Below are 15,487 nucleotides of genomic sequence, written 5' to 3'. Positions count from 1 at the left end.
TCATCCGCGGGCGCTCCTGCGCCGCAGTCCGCGCAGTTGCGGCCACAGCGCGCGCTTGGCGGCGGGATTGCCGCGCAAGGCCTGCGCATCGAACAAGGCCAGCACCTGCGGGTCGCCGCCGTCGCGACGGGCGGCGCGCAGCAGGTTGCGCAGCAGCGGACTGTCGCCGCCCTCATACGCGGGCACGGCGCGACCAGCCCCGGGCGCAGCGGCGCCCGCACGGGCCGGCGCGGATCGAACCGGCGTGTCGGCCGCACCACCGGCGAGCGCGCCAGGGCGTTCATCGCCACGGACGTCCGTCTCGGCGTGCGCCGGCGCGGGGCCGGCGTCGCTCCCGGCCAAGGCCAGCACCGTATGCCCCATCGCCTGCAGCCACTCGCGCTGGTGCGCGCTCCACAGTTCGCTCATGACGCTCCGGTCTCGTTGCTGTCGGACGCACGCGCCGACGGCGGTGCCGTCGGGCCCTCCGGCGGCGTGCGCCGCAACCGGCGCCACACGGCCTGCACCGGTCCGGACAGGGCGTACGGGGCGAAAATCGCCAGCAGCACCCGCGGCGGATCGATCGCGATCGCCACCAGCACCGCCACCACCACCAGGATCGCCAGGAACGGCACCCGGTCGTTGCGCGGCCCGCTGCCCTTGAAACTGACGTAGCGCAGCCGGCTGACCATCAGCAGGCCGGCAACGGTGGTCACCGCCAGAGCGGCGTAGCGCAGTTGCTCGCCGTCCAGATCGAAGCTGTGGCAGGTCCATACGAAGCTGGCGACCAGCCCGGCCGCGGCCGGGCTGGCCAGGCCGATGAACCAGCGCTTGTCGACCTGGCCGACCTGGGAATTGAAGCGCGCCAGCCGCAGCGCCGCACAGGCGGCGTAGAGGAAGGCGCCGACCCAGCCGATCTTGCCGGGGATCACCCCGTCCAGCTTGGTCGACTCCAGCGCCCAGTGGTACATGACCAGGGCCGGGGCCAGGCCGAAGCTGATCAGGTCGGCCAGGGAGTCGTACTGGACCCCGAATTCACTCTGCGTATTGGTCAGCCGGGCGACCCGGCCGTCCACGCCGTCGAGGATCGCGGCAATGAAAATCGCCACGCAAGCGTCGTCGAAACGGCCCTGGGTGGCCGCGATGATCGCGTAGAAGCCGGCGAACATGCCGCCGGTGGTGAACAGATTTGGCAGCAAATAGATGCCGCGGCCGCGCGGGCGGGGCGTAGGTTGGGGTTCCATAACTGGGAAGTGTAGCGCTTGCCTGCGCCGTGGCAGGATGCTGCAATTCGCGTTCCCCCGCCGTACCGTAGTCCCGGCCGTTCCGCCAGCCCCGTTTCCGGAGCCACTCATGTCCCGCATGCCCCGCCTTTCCGCCCGCCGCGCCGTCCCAGCGCTGGGCTTGTGCGTCGTTCTGGCCGTCCTTTCGACCGCCTCGGCCGCCACCGACCTGTACCAGTGGAAGGACGCCCAGGGCGTCACCCACTATTCCGATTCGCCGCCGCCCGCCCAGTCCGGTCAGGTCAAGAACCGGGTGATCAAGAGCAAGACCGGTACCCCGGCCCAGACCGCCAGCGTCACCGCTTCCAGCGAAAGCGGCGAGTGCATCAACGCCCGGGCCAATCTCAAACAACTGCAGAGCTCGGCCCAGGTCGGCGTGGACAACAACGGCGACGGCAAACCCGACAACGTGCTCGACGCCAAGCAGCGCGAGGCCCAGGTGCAATTGGCGCAAGCCTCGATCCGCGCCTACTGCTCCCCGGCCAAGACCCAGGCCTCCGCGGCGCCTGCCAACGCGTCCGCGCCGAAAGAATGAAAAACCGCGGTCCGATCGCGGGATTCGTCCCCGCCTTCGCAACCACTCGAAAACGCCGGCAGCCGCCGGCGTTTTCGTTTGTCCGTCCGATCTGCGGCACGGCCGGTCCGCCGCCCCGAAACCCGAATCCCCGCTCGTGGCAAACTGTTCGCTTTCCCAGCCCGCGAATTCCCCACGATGCGCCTGTCGCAGTTCCATCTCCACACCAGCAAGGAAACGCCCGCCGAAGCCGAAATCGTCAGCCACAAGCTGATGCTCAAGGCCGGCATGATCCGCAAGCTCGCCGCCGGCCTGTACACCTGGTCGCCGCTGGGCCTGCGCGTGTTGCGCAAGGTCGAGCGCGCGGTGCGCGAGGAGATGAACGCCGCGGGCGCGATCGAAGTGCTGATGCCGGCGGTGCAGCCCAAGGAACTGTGGGAAGAAACCGGGCGCTGGGAGAAGTTCGGCGGCCAGTTGCTCAAGATCAAGGATCGCAAGGAAGCTTGGTACTGCTTCGGCCCGACCCATGAGGAAGTCATCACCGACTTCGCCCGCAACGAGCTGTCCAGCTACAAGCAGCTGCCGGTCAACTTCTATCAGATCCAGACCAAGTTCCGCGATGAGATCCGCCCGCGTTTCGGCGTGATGCGCGCGCGCGAGTTTCTGATGAAGGACGCCTACTCCTTCCACGTCACCGACGAGGATCTGGGTCGCGAATACCGCAACATGTATGACACCTACGGCCGCATCTTCACCCGCCTGGGGCTGAAGTTCCGCGCCGTGTTCGCCGACACCGGCGCGATCGGCGGCAGCGCCTCGCACGAGTTCCACGTGCTGGCCGATTCGGGCGAGGACGCGATCGCCTTCTCCGACGGTTCCGATTACGCGGCCAACGTCGAATTGGCCGAAGCGCTGGCGCCCGGCGCGCGCGGCGCGGCCGGCGAGGAACTGCGCAAGGTCGACACGCCGACCCAGAAGACCTGCGAAGACGTGGCCGCGTTGCTCGGCATCGGCCTGGAGCGCACGGTCAAATCGGTCGCGATCGTGGGCAGCGATGCCGACGGCGCGCCGCAGTTCGCCCTGGCGCTGGTGCGCGGCGATCACGTGGTCAACGAAATCAAGCTGAGCAAGCTGGCCGGACTGGCCGAGTACCGTCTGGCCACCGAAGCCGATATCCTCGAACACTTGGGCGCGCAGCCGGGCTTCCTCGGCCCCATCAAGCCTGCGAAGACCATCCGCGTGATCGCCGACCGCAGCGTCGCGGCCATGGCCGACTTCGTGGTCGGCGCCAACGAAAACGGCTATCACCTGGCCGGCGTCAACTGGGGCCGCGATCTGGTCGAGCCCGACGAGGTCGCCGACATCCGCAACGCGGTCGCCGGCGATCCCTCGCCCGACGGCAAGGGCAGCTTGGGCATCGCCCGCGGCATCGAGGTCGGCCACGTGTTCCAGCTCGGCCGCAAGTACGCCGAAGCGATGAAGCTCAGCGTGCTCGACGACACCGGCAAGGCCGCGACCCCGGCGATGGGCTGCTACGGCATCGGCGTGTCGCGCATCGTCGCCGCGGCGATCGAACAGAACTTCGACGACGCCGGCATCGCCTGGCCCGAGGCGATGGCGCCGTGGCAGGCGGTGGTGTGCGTGATCAATCCCAAGAACGACGACGCCGTGGCGCAAGCCGCGCAGGCGCTGTATCAGGATCTGCTCAAGGCCGGCGTCGACGCCGCGCTCGACGACCGCGGCCTGCGTCCCGGCGCGATGTTCGCCGACATGGAACTGATCGGCGTCCCGCACCGCGTGGTGGTGTCCGAACGCGGCCTGGCCGCAGGCAGTTTCGAATACCGCCACCGTCGCGCCAGCGAAGCGGAGAATCTCGACCGCGCCGCGGTCCTGGCCCGTATCGGCGACGCGGCCCGATAAGCCCCGCCGGAGGCCCGCCGCGCCGATGCGGCGGACCCGCGATTACCTCCCGCCGCCCGGGAGGTAATCGCCACGTCGATTGCCGCGAGGCTCCGCCGCAGACTGCTCATTCACCGCGACCGCGTCTTCACAAGCAGGTTTCGTGCCTACTTTAGAAAAAAGCCGTCGCGCTGCGCGACATTCGCGATACCTCGATTCGATAACCCGTTTGAAACCGGGCCGGTAATCGGCCGATCCTGGGCCCGGCGGCGCCGATTCGCGCAATCGCGTCGAGAAAACCTCGGCGGCGCAGGGCCCGGCCGCTTCGCCCGGCCAGCCGCGGCGCACCGGCCGATATGCCCGGGTAAACCGCACCGGCGCGACAACCAATCCCCGCTCATCGCCACGCCCGCTGCGCGCAATATCCGGGTATATATCTTTTCCCGCATTTACGGCAGACTGCGCTGCCATTAGTATGCAGCCGCGCGCCAGGGACTGGCCGTAATCCGACCATTCTCCCCGGAGGTTCCATGTCGATCGATATCTCCACGTTGTCCGCGAAAGAACTCGAATCCCTGATCAGTCAGGCCAAGAAGCGCAAGACCACGTTGAACAAGCGCAAGCCCCTCGCGGCGGTGCGCAAGAGAATCAGCACTCTGCTCAAGACCGAGGGCTACACCCTGGAAGAGCTGTTCGGCGGAACCGCTCCGGCCGCTCGCGGCCCGAAGGCAAAAACCGCCAAGGCCGCTCCGGCCGCCCGCAAGGCGCGCAAGCCGCTGGGCAAGGTCGCCCCGAAGTACCGCAACCCGGCCAACACCGGCGAAACCTGGACCGGCCGCGGCAAGCAGCCGCGCTGGCTGGCGGCTTACACCGCCGCGGGCAAGAAGCTGGAAGATTTCCTGATTAAGTAACAGGACTGAATAGCAAAACCCACGAAACCGCCGGCCTTGAGCCGGCGTTTTCGTTTACCCCTACGCACGACCCATCCGCGGCGCCAGAGCAACACTCCAACTAACCGCCACCATCGATTTTCAAATCTCCACGCACGGCTAATGCGCTCAAATCGTCGTACAGTCTGGTCATGAACCCGATACCGCCCCGCCCATTCGCTGTCGCCTTGCGCAACGCCGCGGCTGCATTGGGCTACGCCGCACTCGCCTGCTGGACCGAGTGCGAGGCTGCGCTGGCATCCGCTCAAGCCTTACGCGATTACGGCCAAAACGTCGATTCGGGCAGCCTACTGTCGATAATCGCGATGCTGCTGTTCGCACCTGCGGCGATCGTCTGGGGCGTGGCCTGGCTGATTTTTCTGCTGCGCAAACCCGACGCCGACGCGAATCAAATGTCCTGGGTCGGTTTGGTATCGGCAGCCGGACTGATCGCCGGCGCCCTGCTGATCAAGCTCATAAACGGCTGACTGCGATCACAAATTCCGCCGCGAAGGCAGCAATAGGTTGCCGAATATCAACCCCGCGATCAGCGCCAGCAGGATGTTGATGACCGCCAGGATCGCGTCCTGGCCGACGTGCACGTCCTGCTGCTGAAGCATGGTCAACAGACCGCGCAGGCTGACGCTGCCGGGCACCAGCAGGATGATGCCGGGCACCCGGATGATCGCGCCGGGCCGGTTACCCCAGCGCGCATACGCATTGCCGAGCGCGGTCATGACCAGGGCGGCCAGGAAGATTCCGGCCGGGCTGCCCCAGGCCAGACCGACGAAACGCGAAATCAGATAACCGCTCGCGGCCGCCGCCATGACCTTCAGATAATCGCTGCGATGCGCGCGGAACAACACCGCGAAGGCATAGGCCGACACCGCCAGGCCACACCATTCCACCCACGATTCCTGCGGCCGCCAGGCCCGCACCACCGGTTCGAGCCCGATCAGATCGGCCAGATACAGCCCGATCACCGTGCCGACCGCGAGCTTGACCACCGTGGTCACCGCGCCGGCGAAACGCGCCGTGCCCGACACCAGATGCTGGCTGGTCAACTCGTTGACCGCGTTGGTCAGCGCCAGGCCCGGGAGCAGCACGATCAGCGACGCGATGATCACCGTGTTCTGGTTCAGCGGCGCGACGAAATTGGCGACCAGCAGCGTAGTCGCCGCGGCGAACATGCCGGCGATCGCCTCCAGCGCCTCGCGCAGCCGCGGCCGGATCCCGGACACGTCCACCAGCAGGCCGATCATCAGCCCGTTGACCGCGGCCACGCCGATATCCAGCCACGGCAGCCGCAGCAGGCTCGCGACCGCGCCGGCGGCCAGGCCGTAGGCCAGCACCTGCATCGCTCGCCAGCGGCGGCTGCGCGGCCGGTCCAGAGCCTCCAGCGCGGCATGGCCGGCGGCGAGGTCGAGATTGCCGGCCATCACCTCCTCGGCGATGCGGTCGGTTTCGCTGAGCCGGTAGAGGTCGTTCTCGCCCGGAGGCAGCCGGATCACGCGGGTGGTGTCGCTGTCGCCCAGCGGCCGGTTGGGGTCGCTGAAGGTCAGGATCAGGCCGGTCGGATTCGACCACGGCTCACATTCCAAGCGCAGCTTCTGCGCCACCGCCGTCACCGCGCCTTCCAGGCGCTGCGCGGTGGTCCCATAGCTGTGCAGGCGCTCGGCCAGCTCGACCACGAAGGCGATGCGTGCGGCGTAGCTGGTGGCGCTGAGCGGATGCGGGATGGACATGTGAGGAAGGATCGCATGGGCGTGGGGAGCCGTGCATGGGGAACAGGAAATGGGGCGTGGGCAATGAAGCATGCGTCGGCTCTTCATTTCTTTCGTCGCCTGCATTCCCCATTCCCCGCTCCCCATTCCCTGGCTTGCATTCCACGTCACACTCACCAAGTCGTCCCTAGCCTGTATCCTCCCGCCCGAGGCCCTATGACCGTATCGACCACGCAAGCGCCGGAAATCGCCGCCGATGGCCAAGCGCCCTCGCGGCTACGCCTTTCCGGCTGCTGGACGCTGGAGCATGCGATCGCCATCGGCGATGCGCTCAAGCAACTGCCCGAGGGCGTCAGCGAAATCGACGCGACCGGGGTCGAGCGCCTGGACTCGGTCGGCGTGCTGCAATTGATGCGCTATGCGCGCCGGCACCAACTCGATTTCGATCAGGCGTTCAGCTTCCACGACAGCCATCGCGCGCTGGTCAGCGCGATCGAAGACGTCGCCGACGAGCGTCCGAAAAAGAAACGCGAATACGGTTTCCAGGCCGCGCTCGCGCGCCTGGGCTACGCGGTCACCGACAACTGGAAGGAAGTGCTGGCCCTGGTCGCCTTCTTCGGCGAAACCCTGGTCAAGATGCTGCGGCTGTTCAAGAACCCGGGGCGTTTTCGTCCGACCGCCACCGTCCATCACATGGAACAGGTCGGTCTGGACGCAGTGCCGCTGGTCGCCTTGCTGTGTTACCTGGTCGGCGCGGTGGTGGCGTTCCTGGGCTCGACCATCCTCAAGGATTTCGGCGCGACCATCTTCGTGGTCGAGTTGGTCAGCATCGCCTTCCTGCGCGAATTCGGCGTGCTGCTGACCGCGATCGTGCTGGCCGGCCGCACCGCCAGCGCGTTCACCGCGCAGATCGGCGCAATGGTCAGCCGCGAGGAAGTCGACGCCATCCGCACCCTGGGCATGGACCCGGTCGACCTGCTGGTGATCCCGCGCGTGCTGGCCCTGCTGGTGATGCTGCCGCTGCTGACCTTCGTGGCGATGATCGCCGGCCTGCTCGGCGGCCTCACCGTCGGCGCCTACGGCCTGGACATACCGCCGCAGCAATACCTCGCGCGCATGCACGAGACCATGCAGTTGCGCCATTTCCTGGTCGGCATGTCCAAGGCGCCGATCTTCGCCTTGCTTATCAGCCTGATCGGCTGCCTGGAAGGCCTGCAGGTCAAGGGCACCGCGCAATCGGTCGGCGAGCGCACCACCTCCAGCGTGGTCCAGTCGATCTCGCTGGTGATCGTGCTCGACGCGTTCTTCGCGATCTGGTTCATGGAGATGGGCTGGTGAAGCCGGGATTCGGGATTCGGGATTCGGGATTCGGGATTCGCTGAAAAGCGAGCACCACGCGCATCTGTGTGCGTCGCAGGAGCCGTGCCTTGACGAATCACGAATCCCCAATCACGCATCCCGACGTCGTCGAAGACGACGTCATCATCCGCATCCGCGGACTGGTCAATCATTTCGGCGAGCAGGTCGTGCACGATGGCCTGGACCTGGACGTCAAGCGCGGCGAGATCATCGGCGTGGTCGGCGGCTCGGGCACCGGCAAGTCGGTGATGATGCGGTCGATCCTGGGCCTGCGTAAGCCCAATGAGGGCGAGATCGAAGTGCTCGGCATCGATGCGCGCAATCCCGATCCGCGCATGCGCCGCGAAATCGAACGCAACACCGGCGTGCTGTTCCAGGACGGCGCACTGTTCTCCTCGCTGACGGTCGGCGAAAACGTGCAAGTGCCGCTGAAGGAATATCACGGCGATCTGCCCGATTCGCTGCGCTACGAATTGGCGCTGCTCAAGGTCAAGCTGTCGGGCCTGCCCGCGGATGCGATCAACAAGCTGCCCTCGCAGCTGTCCGGCGGCATGCGCAAGCGCGCCGGCCTGGCGCGCGCGCTGGCGCTGGATCCGCCGCTGCTGTTCCTCGACGAGCCCACCGCCGGCCTGGACCCCATCGGCGCGGCCGCGTTCGACCGCCTGATCCGCACCCTGCAACAGGCGCTGGGCCTGACCGTGTTCCTGATCACCCACGACCTGGACACGCTGTACGCCATCTGCGACCGCATCGCCGTGCTCGCCGACAAGAAGGTCATCGCCTGCGCCCCGATCGAGGAGGTCGAGAAACTCGATCACCCGTGGGTGCAGGAGTATTTCCACGGCCCGCGTGCGCGCGCCGCTCAGGTCGCGCGCGACAAGAACGAAGCGGCGACGCAGAAGGCGGCGGATGCGCGTAGCCCATGACCGATCTGTTCGCGCACCCCGAGATGCGCTGGAGCGTGTCGATCTGGGCTTTGCTGTGCGTGGCCGCGGCGCTGCTGTGGTGGCCGAAGGCGCGCAAGGCGACGCTGGCGTTGCTCGCGGCGAGTCTGATCGCCGCACTGATGCACGGCCTGCTCGATCCGCTCGCGCTGATTTCGGTGGCGCTGTTGGTGCTGGCCGCGTGGCTGGTCGCGCCGGCGCGCACGCGCGGTTGGCGCATCGCCGGGCATGTCTTGTTCGTCGTGGTGGCCTTCGCGCTCGGGCTGCATCTGATGCCGGGCTTCCACAATCCCAAGTTGATCGAAGACTTGCGTCTGACGCCCGAGTCAGCGCCGATGTCGTTGTATCTCAACTTCGACAAACCGCTGGCCGGGTTCTGGCTGCTGCTGTGCTGGCCGCTGTTGCGGCTGTGCGCCGATGGCGAACGGCCGTTCGCACGTTCTATCGGTGTGGGCGTGATAGGCGCGATAGTCGCCGCCATCTTGTGCCTTGGCTGGGCGCTGGCTTTCCACGTGCTTACGTGGGCGCCGAAATGGCCAGCCTTCGGCGCGCTGTGGGCGCTCAACAATCTGCTGCTGGTGGCGTTGACCGAGGAAGCGATGTTCCGCGGTTATCTTCAAGAGAGCCTGCAACGCCGCTGGCAAACCCTGCGCAACGGCGAGTGGTACGCCATCGGCGTGGCCGCGCTGGCGTTCGGGCTGGTTCATCTCGGCGGCGGCTGGCGCTTCGCGCTAGCGGCTACGCTGGCGGGGTTGGTCTACGGCTGGGCGTATCGCAAGGGCGGCCTGTTCGGCGCCGTGCTCGCCCACTTCGGCCTCAACCTGATTCATTTCACCGCGTTCACCTACCCCATGCTGGCATGATGCCGGCCAGTGCTTTACCGCTTATAGGTGCCTGATGGAAACCAAGGCCAATTACGTCCTCATCGGCGCGTTCACGATCGTCGTGACGCTGTTCCTGCTGCTGTTCGCGCTGTGGGCGGCCAAGTACTCCTCGGAGAAGAGCTGGCGCGAGTACGCGGTGATCTTCAACGAACCGGTCACCGGCCTGTCGGAAGGCAGCACCGTGCAATACAACGGCATCGGCGTGGGCACCGTGCAGCAACTGAGTCTGGCGCCGGACGATCCGCGCCGGGTCATCGCCAAACTGCGCCTGCAGGCCGATGCGCCGATCAAGACCGATACCCGCGCCAAGTTGTCGCTGACCGGCATCACCGGCAGCCCGATCATCCAGCTCACCGGCGGCAGCCCCAACAGCCCGAGCCTGGCCGACGCCGAACGCAGCAGCGAGATCCCGATCATCCAGACCGAGGCCTCGGCGCTGCAGAACATCGCCGATACCGCCAACCGCCTGGTCGCGCGACTGGACCAGGTGCTCAGCGACGACAACGTCAAACACGTTTCCAACACGCTGGCCAACATCGAATCGCTGACCGGCTCGATCGCCGACCAGCGCGGCGACCTGCGCGAGCTGATCGCCAACGCCAAGAAATCCAGCGAGCAACTCAGCCAGACCCTGGTCACCACCAACAAGGCGGTGGAGACGGTCGATCGCGAACTGGCCGGCAAGCTGCCGGGCATCATCAACAAACTCGACAGCACCCTGACCAAGCTCGACTCGGCCGCCAACGGCGCCAACGGCATCCTCAACGACAACCGCGCCGCGATCAGCAGCTTCGCCAACGACGGCTTGGCCCAACTCGGCCCGACCCTGACCGAGCTGCGCTCGCTGGTGCGCGATCTGCGCCGCATCAGCGACCGGCTGGACAGCAACCCGACCCGCTACCTGCTTGGCCGCGACGCGACCAAGGAATTCGAACCCGAGAAGGCCGCACGATGAGCCGCTCTCCTTTTCGTTCGCCCCGCCTGCGCGAAGACGACCCTGCGATGACGACCATGACGACGACCCGCGCGCTCAGCCGCCCCTTCGCCGCCAAGCCGTGGCCGCTGCTGGCCGCCGGCCTCGCGGCCGTGCTCGGCCTGAGCAGCTGTTCTTCGATCCTCGGCGAAAAGCCCAAGACGCCGACCGTCCAGTACGCGCCCGATCCGCGCGTGCAGGCCGATCCGTCGTGGCCCAACGCCAATTGGCAGTTGTCGGTGAGCGCGCCGAACGCCGCGCGCATGATCGACAGCTTGCGCATCGCGGTGCGCCCCAGCGGCAACGAAATCCAGGTCTACAAGGGCGCGGCCTGGGCCAAGCTGCCCAGCAGCATGATCGAGGACGCGTTGCTGCGCACGCTGGAGGACTCGGGCAAGATCGCCGCGATCGCGCGCCAGGGCGCCGGCATCGCCGCCGACTACAAGCTGGTGCTGGACATGCGCCGCTTCGAATCCGACTACGCCGCCGGCGTCACCCTGCCCGCGGCGGTGATCGAGATCAACGCCAAGCTGATGCACAACTCCGACCAGAAAGTAGTCGCCTCGCGCACCTTCCTGCAGTCCAGCCCGGCCGCGACCGTCGAAGTGCCCGATGTGATCCAGGCATTCGAACAATCGCTGGAAAGCGTTACCGGGCAGATCGCGGGGTGGACGCTGACGTCGGGCGATGCGCACGAGAAGACGCACGAGAAAACACCTCGGCGTTGACCGGCGACAGCTTTACGACAGCGTTGTATTAGCTTGACCGACAACACAAGCGGCCTCGCGCCGCGCTCCTAGACTGCGCGCCCGACCACTTCGCGCGCCTCTGGGAGGCTGCATGACCGCTCCGTTCTCGCAACGCCGCCGCGTTTCCGCGCGCCGCGCCCTGCTCCCGCTGGCGCTGGGCGCCGAACTGATCGCCTGCATCGGTCTGGCCCAGGCGACACCGGCGGGCACGGTCGATTACGAAACCATCGGCGCCACGCCGCTGCGCGCGATCGGGCGCGATCTGCAGGCACCCACGGCCGACACTCCGGTCATGTTCGGCGCGCGGCTGCAGAACCCGCAGAACGTCATCTACGAGCAGATCGTCTTCGCCGTGCGCGATGCGGACGGACGCAATCTCGACCTGGGCCATCAGAACAACTACACCGTCGGCGCGACCCAGCGCGGGCTCACCGCGAGCGGGCAATTCCCGGCCGGCCAGTATCGCTACTGGCTGTCGTACTACGCAGGCGGGCAATGGACCAATCTCGCTCCCGAGCGCAGCTTCACCGTCGCCGCCGCCCCGCCCGGCGGCGATCCGGTCAATACCCGTCCGCTCGGCGCCGGCAGCAACTGGGTCTACAAGTTCGGCGACGAATTCACCGCCGCCACGGTGGACTGGAACAAGTGGGCCGACAATTCCTCGGCCGAATCCGATAACGGCCACGGCAATCCCGGCAACCAACAGTTGGAGTGGAATCAGGCCGCCAATTGCTCGGTAAGCAACGGTTCGCTGGCGATGCTGGCCAAGCGCGAACGCGTGCGCTCGCCGTCGGGCCGGACTTACGACTGGACCTCATGCCTGCTGTCCTCGCACAAGCGCTACAACTTTCGCTTCGGCTTCATCGAAGCGCGGATGAAACTGCCGGCCGTCGCCGGCTTCTGGCCCGCGTTCTGGACCTTCCAGGCGCCCGGGGCGCAGCAGTGGAACGAAACCGATGTGTTCGAGTATTACTCCGACAACAAGAGCCGGCTGTACTTGAATCAGTATGTGATCAAGAACGGCGCCGAGGATCTGGACAGTTACATCCACACCATCAACTTCGATCCGAGCGCGGGCTATCACGTTTACGGCGCCGATATCGCGCCCGATGCGACGCGGTTCTATGTGGATGGGCAACTGGTTCGCACGACTCGCAACATCAGCCAGATCGAAACTTCGATTCTGGTCGATCATTTCGTCTATGCGGGCAAGCCGCCGGCGTCGGGCACGCAATCGGCGATCACGTACGTGGATTACGTCCGGGCCTGGCAGCGGCTTTGAGTCGCGGCGACTGAGGCCGAAGCATCGATGACATTGTGAGTGAGCCGCCATCGGGTCGGAAAGCGTCGGGCCTGAAGGCCCTCCCACAAAAGACCTCGTCGCTTCGACAACTGTTGTGAGATGGGCTTCAGGCCGAACCCGTTCGGATCCAATCGTGGCGGCCGCGCACAGAAGTCCTACCCGCTCGACGCCGCTTGCGGGTACGCAGCAAGCGGAACGAGCAGAGTCCAGGCGGATGCGTCTCGTACAAAACCCGCCGGCGCAACGAGGTCTTTTGTGGGAGGGCCTTCAGGCCCGACGCTTTCCGATCCGATCGCCGCGGTCTCGCACCGAAACTTTGCACACCCCGCTCAACGCCGCCCGATCATCCGAAACGTCAGATTGATCCGCTCGCCCACCGGCTTGGCGGTGCGCGGCAATGCGTGCCGGTAATTCGCCTGAGTCGGCCCGGACATCACCAGCAAGCTGCCGTGCCCCAATTCCAATGCCGCCTTCAACGAAGCATCACGGCGATGCTTGAGCGTGAAGCGCCGGCTCGCGCCGAGGCTCAACGAGGCGATCACCGGCACGGGCCCGAGTTCGGGTTCGTCGTCGCTGTGCCAGCCCATCGCATCGCGGCCATCGCGGTAGCGATTGGCCAGCACGCTGTTGAACGGCGATCCGAGTTCCTCCGCCAGCCGCCGGCGGATGCCGAGCAAGGCCGGCGGCCACGGATGCGGGCAGAAGTCGACGCCGGAATAACGGTAGTGCGCATCGAGATCGCCGATCCAACTGCTCAATCGCGGTGAGTCGTGCTCGCGGCCGAACAATCGGATGCGATGCACTTCCCAGACGACTTCGTCCAGCACGGCCGCGTACAGGGCGTCGGCCGCCTCATGCGCGAGCCAGTGCGGATCGAAGGCGAGTTCGGAGCCCTGCAGCGGCAGCGGTTTCACGGGCATCCGGCACGCTAGCACGCGGCCGCGCGCCGTCGCGATCCGGATCTTGCGGCCGGCAACGCGTTCGGCCGCAGCACCGACGTCTCCGCCGATCGCCCGCGAACAGGCCGGTAACCACGCCCCAAGTCCCTGCCCGGCGGCCGTCCGGGCGCCCGATTTCGCCCCGATGGCGGCCCGCTCGCGACCGGTCCGACATCGCGTTTAAAACGGTCCGGCGCCCGGATCCGCGCGCCGCGCTTGGCCCACCCGGGCAAACCCGCGACAATGAGCGGATTGCACGCACGAGTACCGCCAGCATGAGCGAACAGCCGATCGATTCGGTCCAGCCGTCCGACACGCCAGCCATCGAGATCGAACGCGACGTCATGGAGTACGACGTCGTCACCGTCGGCGCCGGTCCGGCCGGCCTGTCGTTCGCGATCCGGCTCAAGCAGCTCAACCCCGAGCTGTCGGTGTGCGTGATCGAAAAGTCCAGCACCATCGGCGCGCACATCTTGTCCGGCGCGGTGATCGAACCCGGCCCGCTCGATGAGTTGTTGCCGGGCTGGCGCGACAACCCGCCGCCGATCTGCGTGCCCGCCGGCGAGGACGAGTTCTGGCTGATGACCAAGACCGGCGGCTACAAATCGCCGATCGTGCCGCCGGACATGAACAACCACGGCAACTTCATCGTCAGCCTCGGCGCGATGTGCGCGTGGATGGCGCCGCAGGCCGAAGCGCTGGGCGTGGAGATCTATCCGGGCTTCGCCGCCGCGGAAACCCTTCACGACGCCGACGGCCGCGTGGTCGGCGTGCGCATCGGCGACATGGGCATCGCCAAGGACGGAACCCACAAGTCCGGCTTCACCGCCGGCATCGACATCCGCGCCAAGATCACCGTGTTCGCCGAAGGCGCGCGCGGCCATCTGACCAAGCGCCTGATCAAGCGCTTCAAGCTCGACGCCGACAGCGACCCGCAGGGTTATTCGATCGGCATCAAGGAGCTGTGGCAGGTGCCCGAAGACCGCGTCACTCCCGGCAAGATCGTGCACAGCGTGGGTTGGCCGGCCGACAGCCACACCTACGGCGGCAGCTTCCTGTATCACCTCGATAAGGGCCGCATCGCTCTGGGTTACGTCAGCGGACTGGACTACCGCGACCCCGACTACAAGCCGTGGGAAGCGTTCCAGCAGTGGAAGAACCACCCGATGATCAAGCCGCTGCTGGACGGCGGTAATCTGGTCTCCGCCGGCGCGCGCGCGATCGTCACCGGCGGCTGGCAGTCGCTGCCCAAGCTCGAAATGCCCGGCGCGTTGCTGATCGGCGACACCGCCGGCCTGCTCAACGTGCCCAAGATCAAGGGCACGCATCAGGCCATCCGCAGCGGCATGCTCGCCGCCGAACATCTCGCCGCCCAGGCTTCGGCGCAGGCGCTGGAGAGCGAAGGTTTCGACGCCAAGCTGCGCGCCTCCGCGGCGATGACCGAACTCAAGAAGGTCCGCAACATCAAGCCCGGATTCAAGAAGGGCTTCTGGTTCGGCATGCTCAACGCCGCGTGGGAAACCGTCACCGGCGGCGCTTCGCCGTGGACGCTGAAGAACAAACCCGACTGGTCCTCGCTGCAGAAACTCGGCGAAGCGGAAAAACCCAAGCGCGACTACATCGACCGCACCCTGGCGCCGCGCGATCGCCTGGCATCGGTGTATTTCGCCGCCACCGAGCACGACGAAGACCAGCCGGTGCACCTGAAGATCGCCGACACCAACGTGTGCATCACTCAGTGCGCCGAGGAATACGGCAACCCGTGCACGCGCTTCTGCCCGGCGGGCGTGTACGAGATCGTCGAGACCGCTACCGATGACGGCGGCGTCGCGAAACGCCTGCAGATCAACTCGGCCAACTGCGTGCACTGCAAGACCTGCGACATCAAGGATCCGTACGAGATCATCAATTGGGTCACGCCGGAGGGCGGGGCGGGGCCGAATTATCAAAATCTGTAAACCGACGAACAGTCCGCTCGACTGTCGGTACTTGGCCGGACCCTCGCCGGG

The 15,487-nt window shown here is 66.6% G+C and carries 15 protein-coding genes and 2 pseudogenes; 12 read left to right on the top strand and 5 right to left on the bottom strand.

What is annotated here, in order from left to right:
- Together ACTOWJ_RS21155 and pssA are read right to left on the bottom strand one after the other, a co-directional pair.
- The gene (locus ACTOWJ_RS21155) at positions 1-408 is read right to left on the bottom strand and encodes an alanine acetyltransferase (RefSeq protein WP_441336580.1); all 408 of its coding nucleotides are present in this window, start codon (positions 406-408) and stop codon (positions 1-3) included.
- Entirely contained in the window at positions 405-1,223 is an 819-nt protein-coding gene (gene pssA, locus ACTOWJ_RS21150; protein ID WP_441336579.1) for a CDP-diacylglycerol--serine O-phosphatidyltransferase, read from the bottom strand. The genes ACTOWJ_RS21155 and pssA overlap by 4 nt, the downstream gene beginning before the upstream one ends.
- A gap of 109 nt (positions 1,224-1,332) precedes the next feature.
- Between pssA and ACTOWJ_RS21145 the strand changes: the two genes are divergently transcribed.
- From ACTOWJ_RS21145 to ACTOWJ_RS21130, 4 genes are all read left to right on the top strand, one after another.
- Positions 1,333-1,797, top strand: a complete 465-nt coding sequence (locus ACTOWJ_RS21145) for a DUF4124 domain-containing protein (protein WP_441336578.1) — start codon at positions 1,333-1,335, stop codon at positions 1,795-1,797.
- Between the two features lie 177 nt (positions 1,798-1,974).
- Positions 1,975-3,696, top strand: coding sequence for a proline--tRNA ligase (locus tag ACTOWJ_RS21140; protein ID WP_441336577.1), 1,722 nt, complete (start codon positions 1,975-1,977; stop codon positions 3,694-3,696).
- Between the two features lie 509 nt (positions 3,697-4,205).
- Complete coding sequence (locus tag ACTOWJ_RS21135; RefSeq protein ID WP_441336576.1) at positions 4,206-4,586, top strand: H-NS histone family protein; 381 nt, start codon at positions 4,206-4,208, stop codon at positions 4,584-4,586.
- 206 nt (positions 4,587-4,792) lie between these two features.
- Positions 4,793-5,092 (top strand): hypothetical protein, encoded by a 300-nt coding sequence (locus tag ACTOWJ_RS21130; RefSeq protein ID WP_441336575.1) that lies wholly within the window; start codon positions 4,793-4,795, stop codon positions 5,090-5,092.
- A 6-nt stretch (positions 5,093-5,098) separates the two neighbouring features.
- On the opposite strand, the gene ACTOWJ_RS21125 is transcribed toward ACTOWJ_RS21130, so the two are convergent.
- Entirely contained in the window at positions 5,099-6,349 is a 1,251-nt protein-coding gene (locus ACTOWJ_RS21125; RefSeq protein ID WP_441336574.1) for a threonine/serine ThrE exporter family protein, read from the bottom strand.
- 195 nt (positions 6,350-6,544) lie between these two features.
- Here ACTOWJ_RS21125 and ACTOWJ_RS21120 point away from each other — a divergent pair, with 195 nt between their 5' ends.
- The 7 genes and pseudogenes from ACTOWJ_RS21120 to ACTOWJ_RS21090 form a co-directional block, all read left to right on the top strand.
- The gene (locus ACTOWJ_RS21120; protein WP_441336573.1) at positions 6,545-7,666 is read left to right on the top strand and encodes an ABC transporter permease; all 1,122 of its coding nucleotides are present in this window, start codon (positions 6,545-6,547) and stop codon (positions 7,664-7,666) included.
- Between the two features lie 89 nt (positions 7,667-7,755).
- Positions 7,756-8,613, top strand: a complete 858-nt coding sequence (locus ACTOWJ_RS21115) for an ABC transporter ATP-binding protein (protein WP_441336572.1) — start codon at positions 7,756-7,758, stop codon at positions 8,611-8,613.
- A complete protein-coding gene (locus ACTOWJ_RS21110) occupies positions 8,610-9,494 on the top strand; it encodes a CPBP family intramembrane glutamic endopeptidase (RefSeq protein WP_441336571.1) in 885 nt (294 codons plus the stop codon). The genes ACTOWJ_RS21115 and ACTOWJ_RS21110 overlap by 4 nt, the downstream gene beginning before the upstream one ends.
- A gap of 34 nt (positions 9,495-9,528) precedes the next feature.
- Positions 9,529-10,470, top strand: a complete 942-nt coding sequence (locus ACTOWJ_RS21105; protein ID WP_441336570.1) for an MlaD family protein — start codon at positions 9,529-9,531, stop codon at positions 10,468-10,470.
- A gap of 56 nt (positions 10,471-10,526) precedes the next feature.
- Positions 10,527-11,216 carry an ABC-type transport auxiliary lipoprotein family protein gene (locus ACTOWJ_RS21100; protein WP_441336569.1) on the top strand — a complete coding sequence of 230 codons (690 nt, stop codon included), beginning with the start codon at positions 10,527-10,529 and terminating at the stop codon, positions 11,214-11,216.
- A 112-nt stretch (positions 11,217-11,328) separates the two neighbouring features.
- Positions 11,329-12,519: a glycoside hydrolase family 16 protein gene (locus ACTOWJ_RS21095; protein WP_441336568.1), complete on the top strand. Its 1,191-nt coding sequence runs from the start codon at positions 11,329-11,331 to the stop codon at positions 12,517-12,519.
- Between the two features lie 43 nt (positions 12,520-12,562).
- Positions 12,563-12,610: pseudogene (locus ACTOWJ_RS21090) on the top strand (DUF6053 domain-containing protein); the annotation flags it as partial.
- An 85-nt stretch (positions 12,611-12,695) separates the two neighbouring features.
- Here ACTOWJ_RS21090 and ACTOWJ_RS21085 read toward each other — a convergent pair.
- Both ACTOWJ_RS21085 and ACTOWJ_RS21080 read right to left on the bottom strand, forming a co-directional pair.
- Positions 12,696-12,839, bottom strand: a pseudogene (locus ACTOWJ_RS21085) (DUF6053 domain-containing protein); the annotation flags it as partial.
- Positions 12,840-12,869: 30 nt separating this feature from the next.
- On the bottom strand, positions 12,870-13,445 hold the full coding sequence (locus ACTOWJ_RS21080; protein ID WP_441336600.1) for an alpha-ketoglutarate-dependent dioxygenase AlkB family protein: 576 nt from the start codon (positions 13,443-13,445) through the stop codon (positions 12,870-12,872).
- Between the two features lie 308 nt (positions 13,446-13,753).
- Between ACTOWJ_RS21080 and ACTOWJ_RS21075 the strand changes: the two genes are divergently transcribed.
- The gene (locus tag ACTOWJ_RS21075; RefSeq protein ID WP_441336567.1) at positions 13,754-15,436 is read left to right on the top strand and encodes an electron transfer flavoprotein-ubiquinone oxidoreductase; all 1,683 of its coding nucleotides are present in this window, start codon (positions 13,754-13,756) and stop codon (positions 15,434-15,436) included.
- Positions 15,437-15,487: the final 51 nt, after the last annotated feature.

Source organism: Lysobacter sp. CA199 (genome assembly GCF_052078715.1).
GTDB lineage: Bacteria > Pseudomonadota > Gammaproteobacteria > Xanthomonadales > Xanthomonadaceae > Lysobacter.
This window is presented reverse-complemented; position numbering and strand designations above follow the sequence as displayed.

Excerpts from the sequence above, each read along its gene's own strand:
- ACTOWJ_RS21155 (WP_441336580.1), bottom strand. The coding sequence starts at position 408 with ATGAGCGAACTGTGGAGCGCGCACCAGCGCGAGTGGCTGCAGGCGATG.
- pssA (WP_441336579.1), bottom strand. The coding sequence starts at position 1,223 with ATGGAACCCCAACCTACGCCCCGCCCGCGCGGCCGCGGCATCTATTTG.
- ACTOWJ_RS21145 (WP_441336578.1), top strand. The coding sequence starts at position 1,333 with ATGTCCCGCATGCCCCGCCTTTCCGCCCGCCGCGCCGTCCCAGCGCTG.
- ACTOWJ_RS21140 (WP_441336577.1), top strand. The coding sequence starts at position 1,975 with ATGCGCCTGTCGCAGTTCCATCTCCACACCAGCAAGGAAACGCCCGCC.
- ACTOWJ_RS21135 (WP_441336576.1), top strand. The coding sequence starts at position 4,206 with ATGTCGATCGATATCTCCACGTTGTCCGCGAAAGAACTCGAATCCCTG.
- ACTOWJ_RS21125 (WP_441336574.1), bottom strand. The coding sequence starts at position 6,349 with ATGTCCATCCCGCATCCGCTCAGCGCCACCAGCTACGCCGCACGCATC.
- ACTOWJ_RS21120 (WP_441336573.1), top strand. The coding sequence starts at position 6,545 with ATGACCGTATCGACCACGCAAGCGCCGGAAATCGCCGCCGATGGCCAA.
- ACTOWJ_RS21110 (WP_441336571.1), top strand. The coding sequence starts at position 8,610 with ATGACCGATCTGTTCGCGCACCCCGAGATGCGCTGGAGCGTGTCGATC.
- ACTOWJ_RS21105 (WP_441336570.1), top strand. The coding sequence starts at position 9,529 with ATGGAAACCAAGGCCAATTACGTCCTCATCGGCGCGTTCACGATCGTC.
- ACTOWJ_RS21100 (WP_441336569.1), top strand. The coding sequence starts at position 10,527 with ATGACGACGACCCGCGCGCTCAGCCGCCCCTTCGCCGCCAAGCCGTGG.
- ACTOWJ_RS21095 (WP_441336568.1), top strand. The coding sequence starts at position 11,329 with ATGACCGCTCCGTTCTCGCAACGCCGCCGCGTTTCCGCGCGCCGCGCC.
- ACTOWJ_RS21075 (WP_441336567.1), top strand. The coding sequence starts at position 13,754 with ATGAGCGAACAGCCGATCGATTCGGTCCAGCCGTCCGACACGCCAGCC.